Here is a 25,263-nt window from a genome sequence, read left to right on the forward strand (position 1 = left end):
CGAGAGAACTGGGCTGCGCACCGACCGTAGGACTTGAGTGCCCCGCGTTCGGACTCCCGTTGATACCGGGACGGCGACGATTGCCCCTCGGTTTCCCCCAGGGAAGGTCTAGCCGGGGCAAAGTGAGCTGATGGCGAGTCAGCAAGCGACGGCTTCACGCCAACGCCTCCCGCCCGGACCCGTGCGACGGGGTGTCAGCCGACCGGAACGCCTTGACGGGGTGTCAGCCGACCGGAACGCCTTGTTCCAGATACAGCGCCGCCCCGTCCTCGCGCGCCCGCAGCGCCCAGCGCAGCCGTTCATAGCGCACCGGCGGCAGCAGGTCCGCGGCCTCCTCCTCGGTGACGAAGCGCCAGTCGCGCAGTTCCGGTCCGGGCAGCAGCAGCCGGGCCGCCCGGGCGGCGCCGACCCGGCCTCCGTCGAAGAGCAGGCGCAGGCCGCCGTAGCCCGGCGGTACGGGCGCCTCCCAGTCGACGACGAGGAGCCGCGGCACCTCGGCGAGTTCGATCCCGGTCTCCTCGGCGACCTCGCGCATGCCGGCGCGGGCGGGCGCCTCACCGGGCTCGACGACGCCGCCGGGGAACTCCCAGCCGGCCTTGTACGTGGGGTCGACCAGCAGGACCCGGTCCTGTTCGTCGAAGAGCAGGACGCCGGAGGCGAGCGTCTCGGCGGTGGGCTCGGGCGTCTGCACGATGTCGCGTACGGCGGCCTCACCGCTGCCGACGGCCTCCGCGATGCGCAGGGCCGCCTGATACGCCGTCAGCGCGCCGGTGTCGACGAGGTAGGCGTCGGCGGTCAGCCAGGTTCCGAGGGCGGCGCGGTAGGGCTCGATGTGGTCGTAGGACCACTGCCGTACCCGCATCTCGCCGTCCGGCAGGTCCGGCGGTACCTCCCGGCCCGCTATTCGCTCGCGCAGGATCGTTTCCGCCGGGGCGAGGAGGACGTGCCGGACGGGGATGCGGCGCGCCGCGAGGCCGCCGAAGATCTCGTCGCGGTACTCCTGGCGCAGCAGCGTCATGGGGATCACGAGGGTCCCGCCGAGCTCCGCGAGCATCGCGGCCGCCGTGTCGATCACGAGCCGCCGCCAGATCGGCAGGTCCTGGAAGTCGCCGACCTCGGCGAGGTGCTTGGGCGGCAGCAGGTGCGTGAGCGCCGCGCCGATGACCTCGGGGTCGAAGAGCGTGCTGTTCGGGATCAGTTCGATCAGTTCCCGTGCGGTGGTGGTCTTCCCCGCACCGAACGCGCCGTTGATCCAGACGATCACGGACTCCCCCTCTTCTGTTGGCCCCCTGTGGCTTGCCCGTTCCACCCTGCCACGGAAACCAGCCCCAGTTGAGGGCGCACAAAAAGGGGGCGCCGGTGCCCGCCGGGCGCGGGGCACCGGCGCCCGCCGGGCCGGAACCTTGCCGTCCGGTCTAGTCGAGAGCCTGGTCGGCGCCGGGCAGGGCGCCGTCGCCGACGGTCTGGGCGACGGTGCCGAGCGTGTCGTCGACCCCGAGGTCGCTCTGCGACCGCTGATCCCCCAGGACCCGGTGGTCCGCACCGTGCGAGGGAGTGATCGCCGCCACGACGAACCCGGTGGCGAGGGAGGCGATGGCCATCATGCTGCGCTTCTTCATGCCCCGTTCAACTGCCGGACCCGCCAGGGGGTCACGCGCGCCGGACACACTCCGCGCCGGACCGGCCCGCCACGGAGAATCGACACAACCGAACAACCGCTACCGCCCCTCTTCCAACACACTCCGACACGTCTTACCGTAAACGCGCAGTAATGACGCGGACATGACGTCATGACGCCACCCCCCACTTCACGTGTGTTCGGAGGAACGTAACGATGCGTCACCTTCACACCCGCACCTCCCGCCGAAGAGTCCTCGGCGCGCTCGCCGCGGGGCTGCTGGGCACGGCGGGACTCGCCGCGCCGGCCGTGGCGGCGCCCGCCGCACAGCCCGCCGCGCCCGCCCTGGCCGACGGCCTCGCGCTCACCCCGCCCATGGGCTTCAACAACTGGAACTCCACGCACTGCCGTGCCGAGTTCAACGAGTCCATGGTCAAGGGCATCGCCGACCTCTTCGTCGACAAGGGCCTCAAGGACGCCGGATACCGGTACGTCAACCTCGACGACTGCTGGGCCCTGCCGGACCGGGACGCGGACGGCAAGCTCGTACCGGACCCGGTCCGCTTCCCCCACGGGATCAAGGCGGTCGCCGACTACGTGCACTCCAAGGGCCTCAAGCTGGGCATCTACACCAGCGCGGGCACCAAGACGTGCAACAGCGCCGGGTTCCCCGGGGCGCTCGGTCACGAGTACAGCGACGCCCGGCAGTTCGCGGACTGGGGCGTCGACTACCTCAAGTACGACAACTGCAACAACCAGGGCGTGGACGCCAGACTGCGCTACACGACCATGCGCGACGCCCTCAGGGCGACCGGCCGGCCGATCGTCTACAGCATCTGCGAATGGGGCCAGAACAAGCCCTGGGAGTGGGCGTCCGACGTGGGCCACCTGTGGCGCACGACCGGTGACATCAGCGACAGCTGGGGCTCCATGCTGGGGATCCTGAAGCAGAACCTGCCCCTCGCCCCCTACGCCGGCCCCGGCCACTGGAACGACCCCGACATGCTGGAGGTCGGCAACGGCGGGATGACCGACACCGAGTACCGCTCCCACTTCTCGATGTGGTCGGTCATGGCCGCTCCGCTGCTCATCGGCTCCGACCTGCGCAAGGCCTCCCCGGCGACCTTCGACATCCTGGACAACAAGGAGGTCATCGCCGTCGACCAGGACCCGCTGGGCGAGCAGGGCAGGGTCGTCTCGTCCGAGGGCGGACGCTGGGTCGTCGCCAAGCGGATGAAGGACGGCAGCCGCGCGGTCGCCCTCTTCAACGAGTCCGGCACCGCCCAGCGCATCGCCACGACCGCCAGGGCCGTGGGCCTGCCCCGGGCGCCCGCCTACACCCTGCGCGACCTGTGGCGGCACCGCGCCTACAACACCGCGGGCAGCATCGCGGCGACCGTCCCGGCACACGGAACGGTCCTGGTGCGCGTCGGCACCGACCGCCGCTGGGCGGCGCATCCGCCCGCCGTCGAACTCGGCGTGGACGGCCGCCCGCTGACGGTGGCCGGCAAGGCGACGACGCTGACCTCCGCCGTCACCGATCTCGGCCGTACGCCCGCCGAGCACGTCTCGGTGCGGCTGCGGGGACCCGCCGGCTGGACGGTCAGGGCGACGTCGCCGAGCGCCTCCGCCGCCGTGCCGACGGGCCGCTCCCTGCGCACCACCTGGTCGGTCACCGCTCCGCCCGGGACGCCGACCGGCTCCTACGACCTCACGCTCAGGGCCGCCTACCGCTCGCCGACGGGTGTCCGTGCCGCCGTCACGACGGCGCTGACGGCGTCCGTCGTCGTACCGCCGCCCGCGGGCACCTCCGGCCTCGGCGACCTGCCCTGGCTGTCGGCCACGAACGGCTACGGGCCGGTCGAGCGCAACACCAGCAACGGCGAGAGCGCCGCGGGCGACGGCCACCCCCTCACCATCGGCGGAGTCGTCTACGGCAGGGGACTGGGCGTCCACGCGCCGAGCGCCGTCGAGTACTACACCGGCGGGGCGTGCGAGAAGGTCGGCGCGGACGTGGGCGTCGACGACGAGAAGGGCGCGAACGGGAGCGTCGCCTTCGAGATCTGGGCCGACGGCACCGAGGTCGCCTCCACCGGCGTCCTGACGAACGCGATGCCGGCGCAGCCGATCACCGCGGACGTGACCGGCGCCCAGGTGGTCCGCCTGGTCGTCACCGACGGCGGCGACGGCATCGACTCCGACCACGCGGACTGGGCGGACGCGCAGCTGACCTGCTGAGCCCGCGCCGGACCGGCGCCAGGGGTGAACGTTCCGGTGCGCGGCCCGGCCACCCGGCTGAACGTTCCTTCCCCGTTCCCCCGCCCCTCAGACCGCGGCCGCGTCCGCCCTCCTGGCGAGCGCGGCCGCGGCCGCACCGACCAGTCCGGCGTCCGTACCCATCTGGGCCGGGGTGATCTCCAGCCGCTGCACGAAGGAGAGCGTCGCGTACTGGCCGAGGGCCTTGCGCAGCGGCGTGAACAGGACGTCGCCGGCCTTGCCCACTCCCCCGCCGATCACGGCGATGTCTATCTCGACGAGCGTGGCGGTGGCCGCGATGCCGGCGGCCAGCGCCTGCGCGGCCCGCTCGAAGGAGGCCACGGCGACCGGGTCGCCGGCGCGGGCGGCGGCGGCCACCGCGGCGGCGGAGGTGTCGCCGTCGGGGCCGGGCAGCCAGCCGTTCTCCAGCGCGCGGCGGGCGATGTTGGGGCCGCTCGCGATGCGCTCGACACAGCCGCGTGAGCCGCACGGACACAGGTCGCCGTCCAGGTCGACACTGATGTGGCCGATGTGGCCCGCGTTGCCCGTGGGACCGGGGTGCAGCGAGCCGTTCAGGACCAGTCCGCCGCCCACCCCCGTGGAGACCACCATGCACAGCGCGTTGTCGTGGCCGCGGGCGGCGCCCTGCCAGTGCTCGGCCGCCGTGATCGCCACACCGTCCCCGATCAGCTCGACGGGCAGTCCCCCGGCCGCTGCCCGCACCCGCCGCACCAGCGGGTAGTCGCGCCAGCCGGGCACGTTCACCGGGCTCACCGTGCCCGCGGAGGCGTCCACCGGGCCGGCGCTGCCGATGCCGAGCACGGTGGCGCGGCCCCAGAGGGGCGAGGCGGTGAGCTCGCCGAGGACCTCCTCCACCGCGCCCATCACGGTCTCGCCGTCCTGCTGCGCGGGCGTGGCACGCTGTGCACGCACCAGGATCTGGCCGTGGTCGTCCACCAGCGCCCCGGCGATCTTGGTGCCGCCGATGTCCAGCGCGGCCACGAGGTCGGTGTGCATCTGTGTCGGATCTCCCCGTCAAACCATCGGTTCTCCGGACATCCGGGGGAAGTTCCCCCTTCAACCGTGGAGAAGACTGAGCCGGTCCCGCAGTGGGGGCGGGGGCCGGAGATTGCGGTGGACAGTCTCTCGTGCATATGACAACGTTGTCCAGGCCCTATGCTCGACGCCACATCCTCATACAAACTCATGGTCGACGCATCCCCGTGGACGAGACAGGACAGGACAGCGCATCGTGCCCGAGACCGCACGCCGGACAAACCCCCTTCCAGGAACGCGTTACGGCAACCGTCCGACCATGAAGGACGTGGCGGCGCGCGCCGGAGTCGGCCTCAAGACCGTCTCCCGCGTGGTCAACGGCGAGCCCGGTGTCACGCCGGAGACCGAGCGCCGCGTCCAGGAGGCCATCGACGCGCTGGGCTTCCGGCGCAACGACAGTGCGCGTGTGCTGCGCAAGGGCCGCACCGCCAGCATCGGCCTGGTCCTGGAGGATCTCGCCGACCCGTTCTACGGCCCCCTCAGCCGCGCGGTCGAGGAGGTGGCCCGCGCGCACGGCGCCCTGCTGATCAACGGCTCCAGCGCGGAGGACCCGGACCGCGAGCAGGAGCTGGCCCTGGCGCTGTGCGCCCGGCGGGTGGACGGGCTGGTGATCATCCCGGCCGGCGACGACCACCGCTATCTGGAGCCCGAGATCAGGGCGGGCGTCGCCACGGTGTTCGTGGACCGCCCGGCCGGGAGGATCGACGCCGACGTGGTCCTGTCGGACAACTACGGCGGCGCCCGCGACGGCGTGGCCCACCTCATCGCCCACGGTCACCGCCGCATCGGCTTCGTCGGCGACATGCCCCGCATCCACACGGCCGCCGAGCGGCTGCGCGGCTACCGGGCGGCCATGGAGGACGCGGGCATCACGGTGGAGGACTCCTGGATGTCCCTCGGTGTCACCGATCCCCAGCGGGTGCGCCGGGCGACGGAGGAGATGCTCTCCGGCCCCGCCGCCGTCACCGCCATCTTCGCGGGCAACAACCGTGTGACGGTCACCGTGGTCCGCGTCCTGGCCGAGCAGCAGCGCCCGGTCGCCCTGGTCGGCTTCGACGACATCGAACTCGCCGACCTGCTGCAGCCGGGTGTCACCGTCGTCGCCCAGGACGCGGCGGCCCTGGGCCGCACCGCCGCCGACCGCCTCTTCCGCCAGCTCGACGGCTCCCAGCTGCAGCCGGAACGCATCGAGCTGCCGACCCGGCTGATCACCCGCGGTTCGGGTGAGCTGCCGCCCGCGGACTGAGCTGCCCGTGGACGGCCCCACGGAACGCACCCTGGAGGCGCTCGGCCTGGGAGAGGCCCCGGCCACGGACCCGCTGCGCTACCCGGGCGCCTGGCCCGCCGAGTCCGGGCTGCTCGACGGCGACCTGCTGCTGCCCCTGGACCGCCTGGTGTACGAGGACCGCGTCCCGGTGCTCGCCGTGGGCTCCAACGCCTGCCCGGGACAGCTGCGCCACAAGATGCGCCGGAGCGGGATCGGCTCGCCCGTCCCGATGGTGCGCACCCGGGTCACCGGCCTCGCGGTGGGCGTCTCCGCCCATGTCAGCCGCCTCGGCTACATCTCCGCCTCACCGGTCGAGGCGCCCGGCGCCGTACGGGAGCTGTTCGTGACCTGGTTCGACGCCGAACAGCTCGCGGTGATCGACGCGAGCGAGGGCGTGCCGCTGCCGTACGGCAACTACCGGCGGGCCTGGCTGCCGGCGCCGGTGGTGCGGATCGAGCTGCCGGACGGCACGGAGCTGCCCGGCGCGTACACCTATGTCAACCGGCGCGGGGTGCTGCACGACGGCTCGGACGTCCCGCGCGGGCATCCCGGTCAGCGGGAGCTGCTCACCGAACTGCTCACGTCCGTGCCGCGGCTGCGGCAGCTGTTCGGCGTGACGCCCGGGGAGTTCTGCGCACGGGCGAGCGCCGATGCCCGGTTGTGCGAGCTGGGCACCCGGGTGCTGGCCGAGGAGAAGCTGGTCACGACGTCCGGTCTGGAGCGGTTCGTGCGCGGTCGGCCCACCGGCGGCCCCGGCACGGGCCCGCCGGTGCCGCCGCCCCTGCGGTAGACGTCGCCGACGTGGACGCGCGCCCCGGCACACTCCTCTGCGTGTGCCGGGCGCCCCGGGACGGGGTGGCGGCGCCGGCCGTCGGGACGGCTGGCACGGCCCCGCTACGTGGCGGACGCCGTCAGGTCCCCGCGCCGGGGCGAGGCGAAGCGTTCCAGATCCGCCCGGCTCAGCCCGGTGGGGCGGGTGACCTCCGCGAGGTCGAGGGCGCCGCAGTCCAGGCCGCGCAGCAGGTAGCCGCTGAGCGCCTTGGCGGTGGCGGGCTCGTCCATGACGTCGCCGCCGCTGCGGCCGGCGTACCGGGCGAGCCGGGCCGCGGCCTGCTCGAACCCCTCGCGGTAGAAGGCGAAGACGGCCGCGTAGCGGGTGGGCAGGTGGCCGGGGTGCATGTCCCAGCCCTGGTAGTAGGCGCGGGCGAGGGCGCGGCGGGTGAGGCCGTAGTGCAGGCGCCAGGCCTCGTGCACCTTCTCGGTCGGGCCCACCGGCAGCACGTTGGTCGAACCGTCCGACACCCGCACCCCCGTCCCGGCCGCGGCGACCTGCATCACGGCCTTGGCGTGGTCGGCGGCCGGGTGGTCGCCGGCCTGGTGGGCGGCCGAGACGCCGAGGCAGGCGCTGTAGTCGAAGGTGCCGTAGTGCAGTCCGGTGGCGCGCCCCTCCGCGGCCTGGATCATGCGGGCGACGGTGGCGGTGCCGTCGGCGGCGAGGATGGCCTGGCTGGTCTCGATCTGGATCTCGAAGCCGATCCGGCCGGGCTCGAGCCCGCGCGCCTTCTCGAACTCCTCCAGCAGCCGCACCATGGCGGTGACCTGCTCGGGGTAGGTGACCTTCGGCAGGGTCAGCACCAGTCCGCCGGGCAGTCCGCCGGCCTCCATCAGACCGCTGAGGAAGATGTCCAGGGTGCGGATGCCGCGGTCGCGCACGGCGGCCTCCATGCACTTCATGCGGATGCCCATGTACGGGGCCGCGGTCCCCCTCCCGTACGCCTCGGCGATCAGCCGGGCCGCGCGGGCGGCCGACTCGTCCTCCTCGGCGTCGGGCCGGGGGCCGTAGCCGTCCTCGAAGTCGACCCGCAGGTCCTCGACGGGCTCGCGCTCCAGCTTGGCCCGCACGCGCGCGTGGACGGGCTCGGCGAGTTCGTCGGACAGTCCGAGGACGGCCGCGAAGGCGGCGGCGTCGGGGGCGTGTTCGTCGAGGGCGGCGAGGGCCTTCCCGCCCCAGGAGCGGACGGTGTCGGCGGCGAAGACGTCACCGGGTACGTACACGGTGTGGACGGGCTGACGGGTGCCCGGGTCGCCCGGGTAGCGGCGCTCCAGCTCGGCGTCGACCGGGGCGAGGGAGGCGCTGATCTCCTCGCTGACGGCGCCCGCGAGGCTCCTCGTGACCTTCTCCTGCCGGCCCTGGCCCATCCCACACCCTCCGATTTTCCGCACTACGGAATCAACAATCCGTAGAATGAAGTTATCCGGGCTCCTTCGGGAAGGTCAACACCCTGTCCACGGGGAGCGACCCCGTGATCCCGGCATGTTCACGCCCATCTCACCACCGGGTAGGACACTTCCCGACGCACGACTCGCCCCACGCAGGACTCGTCCGGCCGCCACCAAGGAGTCTCCGTGCCGAACCACCACCGAGTCACCCGCCGTCTGGGTCTGCAGGCGGCGCTGGCCGCGGCGGTCGCCGTGCCGCTCTCCGGCGCCGCGGTCTCCGCCTCGTCCGCCTCGTCGGCGCCGGCCTCGGGCCGGGCACCCCGTCTGGAGGTCATGACCTTCAACCTGCGCTTCGCCGGCACCGCCGAGCCGAACAGCTGGCGCGAGCGCAGACCCGTGATGCGCGCGTTGCTGCGCCGGGCGCACCCCCACGTCATCGGCACGCAGGAGGGCCTGTACCAGCAGCTGCGTGACATCGCGTCCGACCTCGGCCCGCACTACGCGTGGATCGGCACCGGCCGCGAGGGCGGCAGCCGCGACGAGGCCACGGCCGTCTTCCACGACACCCGGCGCCTGGCCCCGGTCGAGCACTACACCTTCTGGCTCTCCGACACCCCGGAGGTCATCGGCTCCAACACCTGGGGCGCCGCCTTCCCGCGCATCGTCACCTGGGTCCGCTTCCGCGACCTCGCCGACGGCGGACGGGAGTTCTACGTCCTCAACACGCACTTCGACCACGCCGCCCAGTACGCGCGCGAGCGCAGCGCCCAGCTGCTGACCGAGCGGATCGGGCAGCTCGACCGCTCGCTGCCGGCGGTGGTGACCGGCGACTTCAACGTGCCCGCGCACTGGAACCCGGTCCACGACACCCTGGTGAACTCGGGTCTGGTCGACACCTGGGACGCGGCCGGGCGGCGCGGGCCCCTGTACGGGACGTTCCACGGCTACAAGGGGCTCACACCGGACGGCGAGCGCATCGACTGGATCCTGACCACGCCGTGGGTGACCACGCACCGCGCGTCGATCGACACCTTCTCCGAGCACGGCCGGTTCCCCAGCGACCACCTGCCCGTACAGGTCTCCCTGAGCCTGGCGTGAGCGCTCCCGGACGAGCCGGGGCCCCCGCGGCCGTTCGTGCGGTCGCGGGGGCCCCGGACGGCCGTGCGGCGGTCAGCCCTTGCGGGCCTTGACCTCCTCGGTCAGGGCGGGGACGACGTCGAAGAGGTCGCCGACCACGCCGTAGTCGACCAGCTCGAAGATCGGGGCCTCGGCGTCCTTGTTGATGGCCACGATGGTCTTGGAGGTCTGCATGCCGGCCCGGTGCTGGATCGCGCCGGAGATGCCGGAGGCGATGTACAGCTGCGGGGAGACCGACTTGCCGGTCTGGCCGACCTGGTTGGTGTGCGGGTACCAGCCGGCGTCCACCGCGGCACGCGAGGCACCGACAGCGGCGCCGAGGGAGTCGGCGAGCGCCTCGATGATCGCGAAGTTCTCCGCGCCGTTGACACCGCGGCCACCGGAGACCACGATCGCGGCCTCGGTCAGCTCCGGACGGCCCGTCGACTCGCGCGGGGTGCGGCCGGTGACCTTGGTGCCGGTCGCCTTCTCCGAGAAGGACACCGACAGCGCCTCGACCGCGCCCGCGGCCGGGGCGGCCTCGACGGCCGCGCTGTTGGGCTTGACCGTGATGACCGGGGTGCCCCTGGAGACGCGGGACTTGGTGGTGAAGGAGGCGGCGAACACCGACTGCGTGGCCACCGGGCCCTCGTCGCCGGCCTCCAGGTCGACGGCGTCGGTGATGATGCCCGAGCCGATGCGCAGCGCGAGGCGGGCGGCGATCTCCTTGCCCTCCGCGGAGGAAGGGACGAGGACGGCGGCCGGGGACACGGCCTCGACGGCGGCCTGCAGCGCGTCGACCTTCGGCACGACCAGGTAGTCGGCGTACTCGGACGCCTCGTGGGTGAGGACCTTGACCGCGCCGTGCTCGGCGAGGGTGGCGGCGGTGTCGCCCGCGCCGTTGCCGAGGGCGACGGCGACCGGCTCGCCGACGCGGCGGGCCAGGGTCAGCAGCTCCAGGGTGGGCTTGCGGACGGCACCGTCCACGTGGTCGACGTAGACGAGAACTTCAGCCATGGGAAGAGAACTCCTTGCGGATGTGCGAAGTCGTAAGCGGCGGTGAGCGAGTTGAGCCGCGCGGCTCAGATGAACTTCTGGCTCGCGAGGAACTCGGCGAGCTGCTTGCCGCCCTCGCCCTCGTCCTTGACGATCGTGCCCGCGGTCCGGGCCGGACGCTCGTTCGCGGCCTCGACCTTGGTCCAGGCGCCCTCGAGACCGATCTCCTCGGCGTCGATCTCCAGGTCGGAGAGGTCCCAGGACTCCACCGGCTTCTTCTTCGCCGCCATGATGCCCTTGAAGGACGGGTAACGCGCCTCGCCCGACTGGTCGGTGACCGACACCACCGCCGGGAGGGAGGCCTCGAGCTGCTCGGTGGCGGAGTCGCCGTCCCGGCGGCCCCTGACGGTGCCGTCCTCGACCGAGACCTCGGACAGCAGCGTCACCTGCGGCACGCCCAGCCGCTCGGCGACCAGCGCGGGCACGACACCCATCGTGCCGTCGGTGGAGGCCATGCCGGAGACCACCAGGTCGTAGCCGGCCTTCTCGATCGCCTTGGCCAGCACCAGCGAGGTGCCGATCGCGTCCGTGCCGTGCAGGTCGTCGTCCTCGACGTGGACGGCCTTGTCCGCACCCATCGACAGCGCCTTGCGCAGCGCGTCCTTGGCGTCCTCGGGGCCGATGGTCAGGACGGTGATCTCCACGTCGTCGTCGGAGTTCTCGGAGATCTGCAGCGCCTGCTCGACGGCGTACTCGTCGAGTTCGGAGAGCAGACCGTCCACGTCGTCCCGGTCGACGGTCAGGTCATCGGCGAAGTGCCGGTCGCCAGTGGCGTCGGGCACGTACTTCACAGTGACAACGATCCTCAAGCTCACGCCGGCTCTCCTACTGCAATCGTCATTTCGGTGCTGCCTATGTTCAGGCAGCATAGGCGCCTCAAGCGGCCGATCCCGATCGGGGCGACCCGCGCTCCGAGCGAAATATTACTCGTCAGTACACCCAGTACGTTCCCGCTAAGCAAGCGCTTTGAACTGTGACCTTTGCAACGCAGCGTAATCGGAACTCGACCGCTTCGCAGCGGGAGCGGGCACCCGGTCAGTCACGCAGGCCGTGATAGCCGCCCTGGTGGTAGAGGAGCGGACGGCCGGGACCGGAGGGATCGCCGAGCACCACCTCGGCCACCACGATGCGCTGGTCCGCCGCGGGCACGCGTCCGACCACCCGGCACACCAGCCAGGCGGGGACGTCGTCGAGGACGGGCACCCCCTCGGGGCCCTCGCGCCAGCTCGTGGGCGCGCCGAAGCGGTCGGCGCCGCTGCGGGCAAAGGTGGCGGCCAGCTCCTGCTGGTGCTCACCGAGTATGTGCACGCCGATGTGCTCGGCCGAGGAGATCGCCGGCCAGCTCGAGGCGCCGGTGCTGACGCCGAAGGAGAGCAGCGGGGGCTCGGCGGAGACCGAGGTGAGGGACGTGGCGGTGAACCCGGCGGGCCCGGCGTCGCCGCGCGCCGTGATCACGGCGACGCCCGCGGCGTGCCGGCGGAAGACGGAGCGCAGCAGGTCGGGGGAGGCGAGCTGGGGGGTACGGGTGGCGAGGTCGGAGGGGGCCGTCATGGAGTTGTCCTTCTGAGGAGTGGGGCGAGCTGGTCCGTGGCTGCTCAACAGCCCGGACAGCACGCGCTCGCGGTACGCGCCGGATCGACGTGGGCCCGCCCGTGGAGAAGGAGTTCCGTAGACATACAGTCAGATTGACGATACGTGGCGCGCACAGTCAAGTACGTCCCGGCATCTGGGAGATGCCTCACCCCGCTCCGGCGGCCCCCCGGACCGCCTCTCCGAGTGCGGCGATCACGTCGGCCTTGCGCGGCCGGCCGGTGGCGCGCCGGACGACCCGGCCGTCGGCGTCGAGGACGAGCACGGTCGGTGTTGTGAGGATCTCGAGTTCGCGTACGAGGTCCAGGTGGTCCTCCGCGTCGATCTCGACGTGGGTCACGCCCGGCACCATGTCCGCCACCTCGCCGAGGACGTGCCGGGTGGCCCGGCAGGGGGCGCAGAAGGCGCTGGAGAACTGCACGAGCGTGGCGCGCCCGCCGAGCTCGCCGCCCAGCTCGGCCGCCCCGAGCCGCCTGCCGTCCTCGCGCCCGCCCACGCTCGCCCTCCGCTTCGCCGCCGACGCGGCACTCCGTTCGCGCACGCGGCCGCGTGCGCCCTTCCCCACACCACCAGACCGGCCGGCCGCCGCACAAGCACGCGGCGAAGTGATCCGGCCGGGACCGGCGGCGGACCTGCCGCGCCGGCCGCCCCGTTCCCCCGCGCCGCCTTCCGGATACCCCTGGGGCGCGAGATACGCCTGGTGGTGCGCCGCCTCACCACGTGATGAGGATCTCGCCACTCCGCGGCACCAGGACTGGCCACCCGCTCGTTACTTGGGGCACGATCTGCGCAATGCCGTAAACCTACGGCTGCGTAACTTCCGCGCCGGGAGAACCCTGCCCAGGCAGAGAGAAGGGCCCGACCCGCCCATGGCTGAGCTTGTCTACCGTCCCGTCATCGGCCTCGCCAAGACCATGTTCAAGATCTGGGACCTCAAGATCGACTGCAAGGGGTCGGAGAACATCCCGCGCTCGGGCGGCGCCGTACTGGTGAGCAACCACATCAGCTACCTGGACTTCATCTTCGACGGGCTCGCGGCGCTGCCGCAGAAGCGCCTGGTGCGTTTCATGGCCAAGGAGTCCGTCTTCCGGCACCGGATCTCCGGCCCGCTGATGCGCGGCATGAAGCACATCCCGGTGGACCGCAAGCAGGGTGAGCAGGCGTACAACCACGCGCTGGACTCGCTGCGGTCGGGCGAGATCGTCGGCGTCTTCCCCGAGGCCACCATCTCGCAGTCCTTCACCCTGAAGAGCTTCAAGTCGGGTGCCGCGCGCATGGCGCAGGAGGCGGGCGTCCCGCTCGTCCCGATGGCCCTGTGGGGCACGCAGCGACTGTGGACCAAGGGCCACCCGCGCAACTTCAAACGCAGTCACACCCCCATCACCATCCGGGTCGGCGAGCCGATGCAGGCGCCGCAGGACCAGTACGCGGGCGCCATCACCCGGCGGCTGCGCGAGCGCGTCCAGGAACTGCTGGAGGCCGCGCAGCGCGCCTATCCCGTACGCCCCAAGGGCCCCGGCGACACCTGGTGGATGCCGGCCCACCTCGGCGGCACGGCACCGACGCCGGAGCAGCTGAAGGCGGCCGGGGGCTGAATCGTCACGCCGGGCGGCCTCAGAAGCCGGTGGGGAGCGTTCGCCAGAGGTGCTCGAGGTCCCGCGCCGCACGCAGAGCGCTCAGGACGGCAGGGTGCGGTGCGGCGTGGAGGACCGGATGGTCCAGCTCGCCGCAGCGCGGGTCGGGCGTCCGGGCCAGCCGCTCGCCGTCCAGGGAGAAGCGGGCGTCCACGCCCGGCTTGTTGCCCCGGGGGTCCTGCCGGTGCCAGGCGCCGTCGAAGCGCACGGCGACCAGGCCGTGCAGCACGTCGAACTTCTGGTAGCAGAGCGCGGTCGGGATGTCCTCGGCCCGCAGCAGCGCCGTCAGCGCGTGCGCCTTGGCGTGGCAGATGCCCGTGCGCCGCTCCAGGACGTCGGAGGCGCGCCAGGTGACCCGCGGATCCCCCGAATCCTGCGAGTGCGGGATCGTGTCGCGCACGAACTCGAAGGCAAGGCGCGCATAGGCATACGAATCCGCTGCCTTACCGGCCAGCTCGGCGGCTGTCTGCCGCACCAGCGGGTGGTGATGGTCGATGACCTCGTCGGCGGCCAGATATGCGGACAGGTCGGGGTTGTTCTGGATCAGCTCCATGCCCGCAGAGCATAGGAATGCGATCACTCGACGGGCAATGACTTTTCGAATGATCGCATAACTATGCATCGATGCCTACGGCCGGGCCATCTCCTCCTTGACCGCCGCCACGAACGCGTCCACATCGTCCTCGGTCGTGTCGAAGGCGCACATCCAGCGCACGACGCCGGCCGTCTCGTCCCAGAAGTAGAACCGGAACCGCTTCTGCAGCCGCTCGCTGACCTCGTGCGGGAGCTTGGCGAAGACACCGTTGGCCTGCACCGGGTAGAGGATCTCCACCCCGTGCACGGCCCGCACGCCCTCGGCCAGCCGCTGCGCCATCTCGTTGGCGTGGCGGGCGTTGCGCAGCCACAGGTCCTTGGCGAGCAGCGCCTCCAACTGCACCGACACGAAACGCATCTTGGAGGCGAGCTGCATCGACAGCTTGCGCAGGTGCTTCATGTGGCTGACGGCGTCCTGGTTGATGACGACGACCGCCTCGCCGAAGATCGCGCCGTTCTTCGTCCCTCCCAGGGAGAGGATGTCGACGCCGGCCGCGTTGGTGAACGTCCGCATCGGGACGTCGAGCGACGCGGCCGCGTTGGCGATCCGGGAGCCGTCCAGGTGCACCTTCATGCCGTGCGCGTGGGCGTGCTCGCAGATCGCCCGGATCTCCTCCGGCGTGTAGAGCGTGCCGAGCTCCGTGCTCTGGGTGATCGAGACGGCCTGCGGCATCGCACGGTGCTCGTCGTCGAAGCCGTACGCCTGCCGGTCGATCAGCTCGGGCGTGAGCTTGCCGTCGGGGGTGGGCACGGTGAGCAGCTTCAGGCCGCCCATGCGCTCGGGCGCCCCGCCCTCGTCGACGTTGATGTGCGCGCTCTCGGCACAGATCACCGCGCCCCAGCGGTCGGTGACGGCCTGCAGCGCGACGACGTTCGCGCCGGTGCCGTTGAAGACCGGGAACGCCTCCGCCGTGGCGCCGAAGTGGCTGCGGACGACGTTCTGGAGGTTCTCGGTGTAGTCGTCCTCGCCGTACGCGACCTGGTGCCCGCCGTTGGCCAGGGCCAGCGCGGCGAGCACCTCCGGGTGAGCCCCGGCGTAGTTGTCACTGGCGAAACCGCGGACCTCCGGGTCGTGGTGGCGACGCGCGTCGGTCTTCGGGGGGTTCACGGCTTCTCGGTCAGCCACAGACGCCTTCCGTTCACATCGGCGGCGGGCTTGCTCCAGACGCCGACGATGGCCTCGGCCAGGTCCTCGACGTCCGTGAAGCCCGCGAACTTCGCGTTGGGGCGCTCGGCCCGCATGGCCTCGTGCACCAACGCCTTCACCACCAGGATCGCAGCCGCGGATGTCGGCCCCTCGGCGCCTCCCGCCTTGCGGAAGAAGTCGGCCAGGGCCAGCGTCCACGCCTCGGCGGCGGCCTTGGCGGCGGCGTACGCGGCGTTGCCCGCGGTCGGCCTGCTCGCGCCGGCCGCGCTGATCAGGACGTAGCGGCCGCGGTCGCTGCGCTGCAGTGCCTCGGAGAAGGCCAGCGAGGTGTTCTGCACCGTGCGGATGAGCAGCAGCTCGAGGAAGTCCCAGTCGTCGAGGCTGGTCTTGATGAAGGTCTCGCTGCCGCGCCAGCCGCCGACGAGGTGGACCAGCCCGTCGACGTGCCCGAACTCCTTCTCGATGTTCTGGGCCCACTCCTTGGTGGCGTCCAGGTCCAGCAGATCGACGGGCTCGCCGGTGACGGTGGCACCGCCCGAGGCGTACCGGGCCGCGTCCACGGCCTCCGCGAGCCGCTCGGGATCGTTGTCGGCGGCGACCACGGTCGCCCCCGCCTCCGCCAGCCTGAGCAGTGCCGCGCGTCCGGCGGGTCCGCCTCCGCCGGCGACCGCGATCACCGCACCGCTGAGAGCTCCGTTCCCCGCCATGGTCTTCGCCTCCTGAGCCAGGTTCTCGGTGGTGCGGTCGCTCACGCGGCGACCCGCTCGGCACTCTCCGCGGTGATGCCCCTGGTGGAGGCGATCACGTTCTTCAGCTTCTTGGAGAGGGCTTCATAGAACATGCTCAGCGGAAACTCGTCAGGAAGCACGTCGTCGACGAGTTTTCGCGGCGGCAACGTCAGGTCCAGGGCGTCGGGGCCCTTGGCCCAGCGGGAGCCGGGGTGCGGCGCGAGGTAGGCGGAGACCAGCTCGTACCCGGCGAACCAGTGCACCAGCTTCGGCCGGTCGATGCCGTCGCGGTAGAGCGTCTCGATCTCGGCGCACAGCTGGTTGGTGACCTGCGGGGCGCGCTGCCAGTCGATGAACAGCTTGTTGTCGGTCCAGCGGACGACGTCGTGCCTGTGCAGGTAGGCGAAGAGCAGCTGACCGCCGAGGCCGTCGTAGTTGCGCACCCGCTCGCCGGTGACCGGGAAGCGGAACATACGGTCGAAGAGCACCGCGTACTGCACGTCACGCGCCTGCGGCACACCGTCGGCCTCCAGCTTCACGGCCTCCCGGAAGGCGGTGAGGTCGCAGCGCAGCTCCTCGAGGCCGTACATCCAGAACGGCTGCCGCTGCTTGATCATGAAGGGGTCGAAGGGCAGGTCGCCGTGGCTGTGGGTGCGGTCGTGGACCATGTCCCACAGTACGAACGCCTCCTCGCAGCGCGTCTGGTCGTGGACCATCGCGGCGACGTCCTCGGGCAGCTCGACGCCCAGGATGTCGACGGCGGCCCCGGTGACCCGGCGGAAGCGGGCGGCCTCGCGGTCGCAGAAGATGCCGCCCCAGGAGAATCGTTCCGGCGCCTCGCGCACGGCGATGGTCTCGGGGAAGAGGACGGCGGAGTTGGTGTCGTAGCCGGCCGTGAAGTCCTCGAACGTGATGCCGCAGAACAGCGGGTTGTCGTAGCGGGTGCGCTCCAGCTCGGCCAGCCAGTCGGGCCACACCATGCGCAGCACGACCGCCTCCAGGTTGCGGTCGGGGTTGCCGTTCTGCGTGTACATCGGGAAGACGACCAGGTGCTGCAGGCCGTCCGCGCGGTGCGCCGCCGGCTGGAAGGCCAGCAGGGAGTCGAGGAAGTCGGGCACCTCGAAGCCGCCCTCCGCCCACCGGTCCAGGTCCTTGGCCAGGGCCTCGTGGTAGTCGCGGTCGTGCGGAAGCAGCGGGGAGAGCTCCCGCACCGCCTCGACGACACGCCGCACGGCGGCCTCGGCGTCGGCGCGCGCGGGGGCGCCCTCGGCCCCGAAGCCGATCGACCCGTCCTTGGACTGCCATGGCCGGATCCGCTCCACGGCATCCTTGAGCACCGGCCACGCCGGGTGCTCGACCACCCTGGTCGCGGGAGGAACCTGCTCCTCCGAGGCCGCCTGCACAAGAATTTCCGTCATGTCCCATCCTCCACCGGAGAAGCTCGCGTAACGCGACCGTATACATACGAGCTTCCTTCCAGCAAGGGGCCCCTCGGGAGATTATCCTGTGCTATCGCATGGTCACCGAAGTTTTTGCTGCCGGATGCGGTGAAGGCCGCGATTCCGGGTATACGCGGTGTCCCGTGGGCACGTCCCTGGGGTCAACACCCGCGGGACTCGCCCACGCCGGGGTGACCGCGCCCGGCCGCACGGGCCGGATCCGCCCCGCGCGCCACGCCGATCCGCCCGTGTAGGAGCGGGTTCATCGCGAGACCGGGCCGTTAGGCTGCGGCTCTGCCCGTGTGGCCGTCCGCTCCGGTCCGCGCGCAGGCCGAGCCGCCGTCGACGGAAGCGAGTTGAACCTTGAACTTCCTTACCATCGGTCACCGCGGGGTCATGGGTGTCGAACCCGAGAACACCCTCCGTTCCTTCGTCGCCGCCCAGCACGCAGGGCTCGACGTGATCGAACTCGATCTGCACCTGAGCAAGGACGGCGCTCTCGTCGTCATGCACGACTCCGACGTCGACCGCACGACCGACGGCACCGGCCCCATCGCCGAGAAGACCCTCGCCGAGCTGCGCTCCCTGGACGCGGGCCGCGGGGAGCACGTACCGGTCTTCGAGGAGGTCCTGGAGGCGGTGGACTCTCCGCTCCAGGCCGAGATCAAGGACGTGCAGGCGGCCAGGGCGCTCGCCGAGGTCATGCTCGCGCGGGACCTGGTCTCCCGGGTGGAGGTCTCCTCCTTCCACGACGAGGCGATCGCCGAGATCGCCCGGCTGGTGCCCGGCGTGCGCACCGCGCTGATCGGCAGCAGATACGGCACCGACATCGTGGAACGCGCCGGCGAGGCCGGCGCCTCGGCCCTCTGTCTCAACATCCGCCGCCTCACGCTGGAGATCGTCGACATGGCCCGCGCGGCGGATCTGCGGGTCATCGGCTGGGTGGTGAACACCCAGGACCATCTCCGTCTCGTACGGGCGTTGCAGCTGGACGGCGCGACCACCGACTTCCCGGAGATCAAGCGCACCGGCCGCTTCACCGCGTGACCGGCCGCCAGGGCGTCACACCAGTTCCTTGACCAGCAGCTCGAACTGCAGATCGGGGCGCTGCGGAATGCCGAAGCGCTCGTCGCCGTACGGGAACGGCGTCATCCTTCCCGTACGGCGGTAGCCGCGGCGCTCGTACCAGGCGATGAGGTCCTCGCGCACGGAGATCACGGTCATGTGCATCTCGCGCACGCCCCACGCCTCGCGCGCCGCCCGCTCCGCCTCCGCGATGATCACCTTGCCGAGGCCCGTCCCCTGCTGCCGGGGGCTGACGGCGAACATCCCGAAGTAGGCGTACTCGCCGCGGTGTTCGAGCTGGCAGCAGGCGATCACGACGCCGTCCCGCTCCACGGTCAGCAGCCGGCTGTCGGGCGACTTGATGACGGCCAGCACGCCCTCCGCGTCGGTGCGCTGCCCCTGCAGGATGTCCGCCTCGGTGGTCCAGCCGGCCCGGCTCGCGTCGCCGCGGTACGCCGACTCGATCAGCGCGACCAGGACGTCCACGTCGGCGTCGGCGGCGTCGCGGAAGGTCAGTCCGGTGGCGGCGGTGTCCATGGGGCGGCTCTCCGATCTCTGGCGCGTTCTCCGGCACGTTCTCCGGCGCGGCGCGGGCACCGTAGAGGGTAACGCCGCGGCTAGGCTCCGGACGCATGGTGCATGTGCTGAGCAGCCGGACCCTTCTCCAGCCCACCGACCCCGAGCGCTCGCGCCGGTTCTACGGCGAGCAGCTCGGCCTCGCCGTGTACCGCGAGTTCGGTACCGGACCCGAACGCGGAACCGTGTACTTCCTGGGCGGTGGCTTCCTGGAGGTCTCCGGACGGTCGGCGGCCGGACCCTCCCCGGCCGTGCGGCTGTGGCTGCAGGTCGCGGACGCCGGCGCGGCGCACGAGGAGCTCCTGGCCAGGGGCGTCGAGATCGTGCGGGAGCCCGTGCGGGAGCCCTGGGGGCTGGTCGAGATGTGGATCGCGGACCCGGACGGGACGCGGATCGTGCTCGTGGAGGTGCCGGAGGACCATCCGATCCGCTACCGGCCCGGCGTCTGATGCTCCCAGCGGCGGTCGGTGCGGGTCAGCTCCCGGAAGCCGCCGGCCAGCAGCAGGCCGATCGCCCGCTCGTCGCCGGCGGACTCGTAGGCGAGAAGGCGGTCGACGCCGCACAGGCGGAGCCACTCGGCGGCCTCGGCGAGGAGGTGCCCCTCCAGACCCGCTCCGTACGAGGCGGGGGCGACGTGCAGGTTGCCGATGTCGGCGAGACCGGTCGCGCGGACATGCCGCTCGGGGCGCGCCAGGGCGGTGTCGACCTCGATGAAGCCGAGGGCGGCGCCCGTGCCGTCGTGCGCCGTGAGACGGGTGCCGCACTCCCCCACCGTGCGCGTGAACGTCAGGCCCGCGAGGTGTTCGGGCCGCGGCAGGTCGGCGACCCGCGCGATCAGGACCGCCTCCGTGTCGCCGACGTGCCGGAAGCCGGAGCGTTCGTAGAGGGCGCGGATGTGGGGCCAGTTGCGGGGCAGGCCGTAGACGCCGGGCGCCGGGAGAGCGCCGTCGGCACGGCGGACCCGGACGTCCCAGCGCGCGAACTGGGCCAGGCACGCGGCCATCAGCCCGTCCGCGGCCGTCTCCGGGTCCGGCCTGAAGGAGGCCGGCGGCCAGTGGACGAACCAGTCGATCTCCCCGGCGTCCCGGTAGGTGTCGCCGACCTCCTGGCCGTCGCGGTAGCGCAGCAGGTGGGCGGCGGCCACGACGGCGCGGCGCTGCTCGGCGACGAGCGTGACGCGCTCGCCGACCCAGGGGTCGGTGAGGGCCTCGTCGGGCTGCCGCTCCAGGTCGCCGAGAACGGTGTTGACCGAGACGGAGACGCCGGGCACGACGGCGGCGACGTGCGCGTTGACCAGGTCGGTGAGCTGGTCGCGGTCGTCGCGGCGGAAAGGGCGCACCGTGAACGCGGGCATGCGGGAACCTCCGGGCGGAACGGGGTGGGCTCGAGGCCGCCACGCGGTGCGGTACGCGGCGAGCCTACGCCCGGCACGCCGGTGTGAGCGAGCGCGTATCCCCTCCCCTTGTCCGGCGTGGGTGTCCCTGTCACGCCGGGGCGGGCGGCCGGAATCCGGCCGGACACCGGGGCGCGCGCCGAGCCTGTCCGTACGCGTCCCGGGTCAGGCCGTCGAGGCCGGGAGGCCGAACCGGCGGGTCGCACGCAGGCACGCAGGCACGCAGGCACGCAGGCACGCAGGCACGCAGGCACGCAGGCAGCGGATGCCGATCACGCCGACGGGCCCGTCGCCTCGGTCGGACACCTGCGAGGGCGGCGGCCGGCCGGTCGGTCAGGCGCGGAGTGCGCCGAGATGTCCCTCCAGCCGGCCCAGCAGCTCGCCGAGGAGCCCGGCCAGTTCGCCCTGTCCCCGCGGGTCCAGCACGGCCAGTACGGCGGTCTCGTAGGACAGCTGCTCGGGGAGGATGCCGTCGACCAGGTCGCGGCCGGCGTCGGTGAGGCGGACGTGGGCCACGCGGCGGTCGCGGGTGTCGCCGCGCCGCTCGACCAGGGCGCGCTCGGTCAGCTGCTTGAGCCGCTTGGTGACGGCGGCGCCCGAGGAGAAGGTCTCGCGGGCCAGCTCGCCCGGCGTCAGTTCGTGGCCGGTGCGGCGCAGCGCGCCCAGCAGGTCGAACTCGGGACGGCTGAGGCCGGCGCGGCGCAGCGGGGCGTCCTCGGCCTGCTGCAGGAGGGCGGCGCAGCGGTTGATGCGGCCGATGATCTCCATGGGGCCGGTGTCGAGCTCGGGGTGGACGGCCCGCCACTGCCGTACGACCGCGGAGACGGTGTCGTCGCCTCGGCTCGCCCCCGCCTGCCGTCCGTCCGGTGCCGTCATGGCCGTACGCCCTCCGCTTCGCCGCTCGGGTGCAGCCCCTGGCGCCGCACCGTAGCCGCGAGGGTACGGTGCCCGGCCTGCTCGGCGCGCACGACCCGCTCCTGAGGCAGGGCGCGCTGCCACCACTCGCCGGAGGCGGCGTCGACGGTGGCGCGCAGCTCGGCCAGGGCGGCGGCGAGCGCGCGGCGGGCCGCCTCCACGGCGACGGGCGCGGGGGCGGTTTCGGCCAGCAGGCGGGCGGTGTGCTCGCGGGCGCGCTCGGCCGCTCTCAGCGCGTGCTCGACACGGTCGCCGGAGCGCCGGTTGGTGACCGCCATCGCGGCGACGAAGCCCACCAGGGCGCCCACCACGGTGTCCACCACCCGCTCGGTGATCAGCGTCCCGGGCTCCTGGAATCCGGTGAACTCGGTGACGAGCAGGGCCATCGGGGTCACGCAGACGGTGCCGAGCCAGTAGTTGCGGCCGATCAGCGCCTCGGCGCCGAAGTTGAAGGCCAGGCAGCACAGCACGAGTGCCGCCGGCCCCAGGTGGGCGAGGGGGACGACGGCGGCGAAGAGGAGGACGCCGAGGAGGTTGCCGACGATGCGCTGGACGCCGCGGGTCCAGGTGAGGGCGAGGTTGGCCTGGTAGAGGGAGGCCGCGGTGACGACGGCCCAGTAGGGGCGGCCGACGCCGAGGGCGAGGGAGGTGTACCCGGCCAGGGCGCAGCCCAGGGCGGTGCGGACGGCGATCGGGGCGAGCGGGCCGAGGCGCGTCCGCAACGGCCGGGGCGGGGCGGCCCGTTCGGCCCGCACACCGGGCGGCTCACCGGCCGCCGCCGGGTCGTGGACCTCCGGGACGGGACCGCTGCCGGTCAACTCATCTGCCCACGCGCGCAGTTGCTGGGGATCGGTGTCCGCGGGCGCGGCGAGGGCGACCTCGGCGCGGACGACGAGGCGTTCGAGACCGCGCCGGGCGTGGGCACCACCGGCGGCCGACAGCGACTGCCAGGCGGCCTGGACGGCGGCCGCCGCGGCGGCCCGGGTGCGGGCGTGACCGTCCGCGGTGCCGCGCGTGTCGGCGTGGGCGGCCGCGTCCCTCAGGGCGCCGGCGGCGGCCCGGCGCTCGGGGCCGTGCGGGCGCAGCAGCCCGGGGGCCATCCCGACCAGCCAGGACCAGGCGCCCGCCGCGCCGGCCAGCGCGAGGTGGCCGGGCACCTGGCCGAGCGTCTGCGGCGCGAAGAGGGAGGCGGTGGCGATGAACGTCAGGACCACGTTGCCCGGCGGGCCGATGCGGGTCGCGTCGCACAGCGCCTTCTGCAGCGCGGCCAGCAGGGCGCCGACCGTGACGAGCACGACCGCGCTGGAGGTGAGGGAGGCGGCGACCAGCGCGGCGGCGAGACCGCCGACCATGCCGAGCACCACCCAGGCCAGGACCCGGGCCCGGGCGGCGTAGGGACGGTTGTGGGCGTAGAGCGCGCACAGCGACCCCGCCATGGTGTACAGCGCCAGGTCGAGCCGGCCGAGCGCCGTCAGGAGCAGGTTGGGCGGGGCGACCGAGGCGACCACGCTCAGCGCGGGCTTGAACCAGATGTCCGCGGGCCTGCCGAGGCGCAGGACGCCGGCGAGGGGGAGGCGCCGGGTGCGCGGGGCGGGCGTGGTGGTGGTCGCTGGGGTCACGGGACATGACATTAGCAGGTGTTTTACTTGTAAACTAATCGCGTCCGGCTGTGCGAGGGGTCACGCGACCGTTGCCTGCGTCACTTTGCGCGGCGGAGCGCACCCCGGGCCCGCGTCCGCTTCTAGGGTGAGCGCCATGATGGTCCCCGCGGCACTGCTGCTGCTCGGCGCGCTCACCGCCGTCGTGGCTCCCCGGCTGCTCGCCCGGTCGGACTGGCAGGACCGCGAACCGGTGGTCGCGCTGTGGGCGTGGCAGTGCGTGGTGGCGGCCGTCCTGGTGTCCTGTGCGCTGTCGATGACCCTCAGCGCGGCGGCCGCCTGGCAGGCGGTGCGCGGCCATGTCTTCGCCGGGGCGCCGCACGGAGTGGTGGACGCCTACGCGCTCGGCGCCGGCGGCCCCTGGGCCGCGGCGACCGCGGTGACGCTCGCGTCCGCGGGCCTGTGGAGCGGGGCCATGCTGGTCAGGGAGGTCGTGGGAGCGCGCGCCCGCCGTCGGCGGCGCCGGGCCGAACTGCGGCTCAGCGCCCCGCTGCTGCCGGGTGAGGAACCGGCGAACGGCCGGCTGGTCGTCCTGGAGGGTGAGCGGCCCGACGCCTGGTGGCTGCCCGGTGCGGCGCCGGAACTCGTCGTCACCACCGCCGCGCTGCGCCGTCTGAAGGGCCGGCAGCTGGACGCCGTCCTCGCCCACGAGCAGGGTCACGCGCGGGCCCGGCACGACTGGCTGCTGCACTGCTCGGACGCACTGGCGGGCGGATTCCCGCAGGTGCCGGTCTTCGAAGCGTTCCGCGCCGAGATGCACCGCCTGGTCGAGCTCGCCGCCGACGACACGGCCTCCCGCCGTCACGGCCGGCTGACGACCGCGCTGGCACTGGTCGAGCTCAACGAGGACCGGGGCGTGTTCGGCCCCTCGCCGGCCGCCCAGGCACATGTTCCGCAGCGGGTGCACCGGCTGCTCGGCGCCCCCGACCGGCTGCCGGCGGCCCGGCGGCTGGGGCTGACGGCGGCCGCGGCACTGCTGCCCGTGCTGCCGGTGCTGGTGGCGTTCGCACCGGGGCTGCGGGCCCTGGGATAGCCCCCTACCGGGACTGCGGGCCTGGAACCGCCCCCTTACCGGGACTGCGGGCAAGGGGAGGCCCGTGCTGCGGGCACGGGGATGAGCCCGTAGCGGGGCCGCGCACACGGGGATGGGCTCGCTTCGCCGGGGTGCTGGTTTCGCACCCCGCCGGTCGGCGAGGATCACCGTATGCACCACCCGCCCGTCGGCTCCCCCGCCCGTTCACCGGCCCCCCGCACCGCCGCCCGTGCCGCAGCCGTCCTCGCCCTGTGCTCCGCGCTGCTGCTCGCCCTGGTCGCGGTCCGCTGGCCTCCGCTGATCGGCGTCGACGGCGACATCTCCCGCACCACGCACCACTGGGCCCTCGACGAACCGGGCCTCACCCGCCTGTGCCGCATCCTGACGGACTGGGTCTGGGACCCCTTGACGATGCGCCTGCTGAGCGCGGTCGCCGTGGTGTGGCTGGCGTGGCGGCGCTCGGCCTGGTGGACGGCGCTGTGGCTGGCGGCCGCCGTCGCCGCGGGCCTGCTGCTGCAGCAGGGCCTCAAGGCCGCGGTCGACCGCCCGCGCCCGGTCTGGCGCGACCCCGTCGACTCGGCCCACTACGCGGCCTTCCCCTCGGGCCACGCGATGACCGCCACGCTCGTCTGCGGCCTGCTGCTCTGGCTCCTGCACCGCTACGGCGCCGGACGGGCCCTGTGGCGCACGGCGCTGACGCTCGCGCTCGTCTCCGTCGTCGGCGTGGGCCTCACACGCGTGTGGCTGGGCGTGCACTGGCCCTCCGACGTGGTGGGCGGCTGGCTCCTGGGCGCGGCGACCGCGGCGCTGGCCGTGCTGGTCCACCGGCGACGGCGGCCGTGAGCGGGCCCGGCCCGGGTCGCCCCGCACCCGCGGTCCTTCCGGACGCCGGAACCCCACCC

The 25,263-nt window shown here is 72.9% G+C and carries 24 protein-coding genes and 1 pseudogene; 9 read left to right on the forward strand and 16 right to left on the reverse strand.

From position 1 onward, the window contains the following. Nucleotides 1-223: 223 nt before the first annotated feature. Both ACJ9NR_RS04565 and ACJ9NR_RS04570 read right to left on the reverse strand, forming a co-directional pair. Nucleotides 224-1,264: an NUDIX hydrolase gene (locus ACJ9NR_RS04565; RefSeq protein WP_412489634.1), complete on the reverse strand. Its 1,041-nt coding sequence runs from the start codon at nucleotides 1,262-1,264 to the stop codon at nucleotides 224-226. A 151-nt stretch (nucleotides 1,265-1,415) separates the two neighbouring features. Further along, complete coding sequence (locus ACJ9NR_RS04570; protein WP_412489633.1) at nucleotides 1,416-1,619, reverse strand: hypothetical protein; 204 nt, start codon at nucleotides 1,617-1,619, stop codon at nucleotides 1,416-1,418. 215 nt (nucleotides 1,620-1,834) lie between these two features. Here ACJ9NR_RS04570 and ACJ9NR_RS04575 point away from each other — a divergent pair, with 215 nt between their 5' ends. After that, nucleotides 1,835-3,856: an NPCBM/NEW2 domain-containing protein gene (locus tag ACJ9NR_RS04575; protein ID WP_412489632.1), complete on the forward strand. Its 2,022-nt coding sequence runs from the start codon at nucleotides 1,835-1,837 to the stop codon at nucleotides 3,854-3,856. An 87-nt stretch (nucleotides 3,857-3,943) separates the two neighbouring features. On the opposite strand, the gene ACJ9NR_RS04580 is transcribed toward ACJ9NR_RS04575, so the two are convergent. Then, nucleotides 3,944-4,891, reverse strand: coding sequence for an ROK family protein (locus tag ACJ9NR_RS04580; protein ID WP_412512679.1), 948 nt, complete (start codon nucleotides 4,889-4,891; stop codon nucleotides 3,944-3,946). Between the two features lie 235 nt (nucleotides 4,892-5,126). Between ACJ9NR_RS04580 and ACJ9NR_RS04585 the strand changes: the two genes are divergently transcribed. Together ACJ9NR_RS04585 and ACJ9NR_RS04590 are read left to right on the forward strand one after the other, a co-directional pair. Next, nucleotides 5,127-6,176: a LacI family DNA-binding transcriptional regulator gene (locus ACJ9NR_RS04585; protein ID WP_412489630.1), complete on the forward strand. Its 1,050-nt coding sequence runs from the start codon at nucleotides 5,127-5,129 to the stop codon at nucleotides 6,174-6,176. Nucleotides 6,177-6,183: 7 nt separating this feature from the next. After that, nucleotides 6,184-6,987 carry a hypothetical protein gene (locus ACJ9NR_RS04590; RefSeq protein ID WP_412489629.1) on the forward strand — a complete coding sequence of 268 codons (804 nt, stop codon included), beginning with the start codon at nucleotides 6,184-6,186 and terminating at the stop codon, nucleotides 6,985-6,987. Nucleotides 6,988-7,091: 104 nt separating this feature from the next. On the opposite strand, the gene ACJ9NR_RS04595 is transcribed toward ACJ9NR_RS04590, so the two are convergent. After that, on the reverse strand, nucleotides 7,092-8,396 hold the full coding sequence (locus ACJ9NR_RS04595) for a DUF6986 family protein (RefSeq protein ID WP_412489628.1): 1,305 nt from the start codon (nucleotides 8,394-8,396) through the stop codon (nucleotides 7,092-7,094). A gap of 207 nt (nucleotides 8,397-8,603) precedes the next feature. Between ACJ9NR_RS04595 and ACJ9NR_RS04600 the strand changes: the two genes are divergently transcribed. Then, nucleotides 8,604-9,515: an endonuclease/exonuclease/phosphatase family protein gene (locus tag ACJ9NR_RS04600; RefSeq protein WP_412489627.1), complete on the forward strand. Its 912-nt coding sequence runs from the start codon at nucleotides 8,604-8,606 to the stop codon at nucleotides 9,513-9,515. Between the two features lie 72 nt (nucleotides 9,516-9,587). Here ACJ9NR_RS04600 and ACJ9NR_RS04605 read toward each other — a convergent pair whose 3' ends face one another. The 4 genes and pseudogenes from ACJ9NR_RS04605 to ACJ9NR_RS04620 form a co-directional block, all read right to left on the reverse strand. Continuing rightward, nucleotides 9,588-10,550, reverse strand: coding sequence for an electron transfer flavoprotein subunit alpha/FixB family protein (locus ACJ9NR_RS04605; protein ID WP_412489626.1), 963 nt, complete (start codon nucleotides 10,548-10,550; stop codon nucleotides 9,588-9,590). Between the two features lie 65 nt (nucleotides 10,551-10,615). Then, nucleotides 10,616-11,404, reverse strand: coding sequence for an electron transfer flavoprotein subunit beta/FixA family protein (locus ACJ9NR_RS04610; protein ID WP_412489625.1), 789 nt, complete (start codon nucleotides 11,402-11,404; stop codon nucleotides 10,616-10,618). A 220-nt stretch (nucleotides 11,405-11,624) separates the two neighbouring features. Further along, nucleotides 11,625-12,140, reverse strand: a complete 516-nt coding sequence (locus tag ACJ9NR_RS04615) for a flavin reductase family protein (RefSeq protein ID WP_412489624.1) — start codon at nucleotides 12,138-12,140, stop codon at nucleotides 11,625-11,627. 187 nt (nucleotides 12,141-12,327) lie between these two features. Then, nucleotides 12,328-12,770, reverse strand: a pseudogene (locus ACJ9NR_RS04620) (TlpA family protein disulfide reductase). Between the two features lie 278 nt (nucleotides 12,771-13,048). Between ACJ9NR_RS04620 and ACJ9NR_RS04625 the strand changes: the two are divergent. Continuing rightward, nucleotides 13,049-13,774 carry a lysophospholipid acyltransferase family protein gene (locus ACJ9NR_RS04625; protein ID WP_412489623.1) on the forward strand — a complete coding sequence of 242 codons (726 nt, stop codon included), beginning with the start codon at nucleotides 13,049-13,051 and terminating at the stop codon, nucleotides 13,772-13,774. A gap of 19 nt (nucleotides 13,775-13,793) precedes the next feature. Here ACJ9NR_RS04625 and ACJ9NR_RS04630 read toward each other — a convergent pair whose 3' ends face one another. From ACJ9NR_RS04630 to ACJ9NR_RS04645, 4 genes are all read right to left on the reverse strand, one after another. Then, nucleotides 13,794-14,366 (reverse strand): transglutaminase-like domain-containing protein, encoded by a 573-nt coding sequence (locus tag ACJ9NR_RS04630; RefSeq protein ID WP_412489622.1) that lies wholly within the window; start codon nucleotides 14,364-14,366, stop codon nucleotides 13,794-13,796. A 75-nt stretch (nucleotides 14,367-14,441) separates the two neighbouring features. Beyond that, nucleotides 14,442-15,515, reverse strand: a complete 1,074-nt coding sequence (locus ACJ9NR_RS04635) for a threonine aldolase family protein (RefSeq protein ID WP_412489621.1) — start codon at nucleotides 15,513-15,515, stop codon at nucleotides 14,442-14,444. After that, the gene (locus ACJ9NR_RS04640; protein WP_412490514.1) at nucleotides 15,512-16,261 is read right to left on the reverse strand and encodes an SDR family NAD(P)-dependent oxidoreductase; all 750 of its coding nucleotides are present in this window, start codon (nucleotides 16,259-16,261) and stop codon (nucleotides 15,512-15,514) included. Before ACJ9NR_RS04640 ends, ACJ9NR_RS04635 begins: the two co-directional genes overlap by 4 nt. Before the next feature lie 41 nt (nucleotides 16,262-16,302). Continuing rightward, the gene (locus ACJ9NR_RS04645; protein WP_412489620.1) at nucleotides 16,303-17,700 is read right to left on the reverse strand and encodes a DUF6421 family protein; all 1,398 of its coding nucleotides are present in this window, start codon (nucleotides 17,698-17,700) and stop codon (nucleotides 16,303-16,305) included. 384 nt (nucleotides 17,701-18,084) lie between these two features. On the opposite strand from ACJ9NR_RS04645, the gene ACJ9NR_RS04650 reads away from it, so the two are divergent. Further along, nucleotides 18,085-18,768 carry a glycerophosphodiester phosphodiesterase gene (locus tag ACJ9NR_RS04650; RefSeq protein WP_412489619.1) on the forward strand — a complete coding sequence of 228 codons (684 nt, stop codon included), beginning with the start codon at nucleotides 18,085-18,087 and terminating at the stop codon, nucleotides 18,766-18,768. 15 nt (nucleotides 18,769-18,783) lie between these two features. Here the strand turns inward: ACJ9NR_RS04650 and ACJ9NR_RS04655 are convergent, their stop codons facing one another. Next, nucleotides 18,784-19,323, reverse strand: coding sequence for a GNAT family N-acetyltransferase (locus ACJ9NR_RS04655; protein WP_412489618.1), 540 nt, complete (start codon nucleotides 19,321-19,323; stop codon nucleotides 18,784-18,786). Nucleotides 19,324-19,418: 95 nt separating this feature from the next. Here ACJ9NR_RS04655 and ACJ9NR_RS04660 point away from each other — a divergent pair, with 95 nt between their 5' ends. Then, entirely contained in the window at nucleotides 19,419-19,811 is a 393-nt protein-coding gene (locus ACJ9NR_RS04660; RefSeq protein ID WP_412489617.1) for a VOC family protein, read from the forward strand. Here the strand turns inward: ACJ9NR_RS04660 and ACJ9NR_RS04665 are convergent. From ACJ9NR_RS04665 to ACJ9NR_RS04675, 3 genes are all read right to left on the reverse strand, one after another. Further along, nucleotides 19,793-20,716, reverse strand: coding sequence for an N-acetyltransferase (locus tag ACJ9NR_RS04665; RefSeq protein WP_412489616.1), 924 nt, complete (start codon nucleotides 20,714-20,716; stop codon nucleotides 19,793-19,795). The two genes, ACJ9NR_RS04660 and ACJ9NR_RS04665, sit on opposite strands and share 19 nt — an antisense overlap. Nucleotides 20,717-21,088: 372 nt before the next feature. Then, a complete protein-coding gene (locus tag ACJ9NR_RS04670; protein WP_412489615.1) occupies nucleotides 21,089-21,631 on the reverse strand; it encodes a MarR family winged helix-turn-helix transcriptional regulator in 543 nt (180 codons plus the stop codon). Continuing rightward, nucleotides 21,628-23,301 carry an FUSC family protein gene (locus ACJ9NR_RS04675; RefSeq protein WP_412489614.1) on the reverse strand — a complete coding sequence of 558 codons (1,674 nt, stop codon included), beginning with the start codon at nucleotides 23,299-23,301 and terminating at the stop codon, nucleotides 21,628-21,630. The genes ACJ9NR_RS04670 and ACJ9NR_RS04675 overlap by 4 nt, the downstream gene beginning before the upstream one ends. 124 nt (nucleotides 23,302-23,425) lie before the next feature. On the opposite strand from ACJ9NR_RS04675, the gene ACJ9NR_RS04680 reads away from it, so the two are divergent. Next, nucleotides 23,426-24,361 (forward strand): M56 family metallopeptidase, encoded by a 936-nt coding sequence (locus ACJ9NR_RS04680; RefSeq protein WP_412489613.1) that lies wholly within the window; start codon nucleotides 23,426-23,428, stop codon nucleotides 24,359-24,361. 171 nt (nucleotides 24,362-24,532) lie between these two features. Then, nucleotides 24,533-25,204 (forward strand): phosphatase PAP2 family protein, encoded by a 672-nt coding sequence (locus ACJ9NR_RS04685; protein WP_412489612.1) that lies wholly within the window; start codon nucleotides 24,533-24,535, stop codon nucleotides 25,202-25,204. The last annotated feature ends 59 nt before the right edge of the window (nucleotides 25,205-25,263 follow it).

Origin of the sequence: Streptomyces sediminimaris, from assembly GCF_047049295.1 — a bacterium.
In the GTDB taxonomy this organism is placed as follows: Bacteria; Actinomycetota; Actinomycetes; order Streptomycetales; family Streptomycetaceae; genus Streptomyces; species Streptomyces sediminimaris.

Excerpts from the sequence above, each read along its gene's own strand:
- ACJ9NR_RS04570 (WP_412489633.1), bottom strand. The coding sequence starts at position 1,619 with ATGAAGAAGCGCAGCATGATGGCCATCGCCTCCCTCGCCACCGGGTTC.
- ACJ9NR_RS04575 (WP_412489632.1), top strand. The coding sequence starts at position 1,835 with ATGCGTCACCTTCACACCCGCACCTCCCGCCGAAGAGTCCTCGGCGCG.
- ACJ9NR_RS04580 (WP_412512679.1), bottom strand. The coding sequence starts at position 4,891 with ATGCACACCGACCTCGTGGCCGCGCTGGACATCGGCGGCACCAAGATC.
- ACJ9NR_RS04595 (WP_412489628.1), bottom strand. The coding sequence starts at position 8,396 with ATGGGCCAGGGCCGGCAGGAGAAGGTCACGAGGAGCCTCGCGGGCGCC.
- ACJ9NR_RS04605 (WP_412489626.1), bottom strand. The coding sequence starts at position 10,550 with ATGGCTGAAGTTCTCGTCTACGTCGACCACGTGGACGGTGCCGTCCGC.
- ACJ9NR_RS04615 (WP_412489624.1), bottom strand. The coding sequence starts at position 12,140 with ATGACGGCCCCCTCCGACCTCGCCACCCGTACCCCCCAGCTCGCCTCC.
- ACJ9NR_RS04625 (WP_412489623.1), top strand. The coding sequence starts at position 13,049 with ATGGCTGAGCTTGTCTACCGTCCCGTCATCGGCCTCGCCAAGACCATG.
- ACJ9NR_RS04630 (WP_412489622.1), bottom strand. The coding sequence starts at position 14,366 with ATGGAGCTGATCCAGAACAACCCCGACCTGTCCGCATATCTGGCCGCC.
- ACJ9NR_RS04640 (WP_412490514.1), bottom strand. The coding sequence starts at position 16,261 with ATGGCGGGGAACGGAGCTCTCAGCGGTGCGGTGATCGCGGTCGCCGGC.
- ACJ9NR_RS04645 (WP_412489620.1), bottom strand. The coding sequence starts at position 17,700 with ATGACGGAAATTCTTGTGCAGGCGGCCTCGGAGGAGCAGGTTCCTCCC.
- ACJ9NR_RS04655 (WP_412489618.1), bottom strand. The coding sequence starts at position 19,323 with ATGGACACCGCCGCCACCGGACTGACCTTCCGCGACGCCGCCGACGCC.
- ACJ9NR_RS04660 (WP_412489617.1), top strand. The coding sequence starts at position 19,419 with ATGGTGCATGTGCTGAGCAGCCGGACCCTTCTCCAGCCCACCGACCCC.
- ACJ9NR_RS04665 (WP_412489616.1), bottom strand. The coding sequence starts at position 20,716 with ATGCCCGCGTTCACGGTGCGCCCTTTCCGCCGCGACGACCGCGACCAG.
- ACJ9NR_RS04670 (WP_412489615.1), bottom strand. The coding sequence starts at position 21,631 with ATGACGGCACCGGACGGACGGCAGGCGGGGGCGAGCCGAGGCGACGAC.
- ACJ9NR_RS04675 (WP_412489614.1), bottom strand. The coding sequence starts at position 23,301 with ATGTCATGTCCCGTGACCCCAGCGACCACCACCACGCCCGCCCCGCGC.
- ACJ9NR_RS04680 (WP_412489613.1), top strand. The coding sequence starts at position 23,426 with ATGATGGTCCCCGCGGCACTGCTGCTGCTCGGCGCGCTCACCGCCGTC.
- ACJ9NR_RS04685 (WP_412489612.1), top strand. The coding sequence starts at position 24,533 with ATGCACCACCCGCCCGTCGGCTCCCCCGCCCGTTCACCGGCCCCCCGC.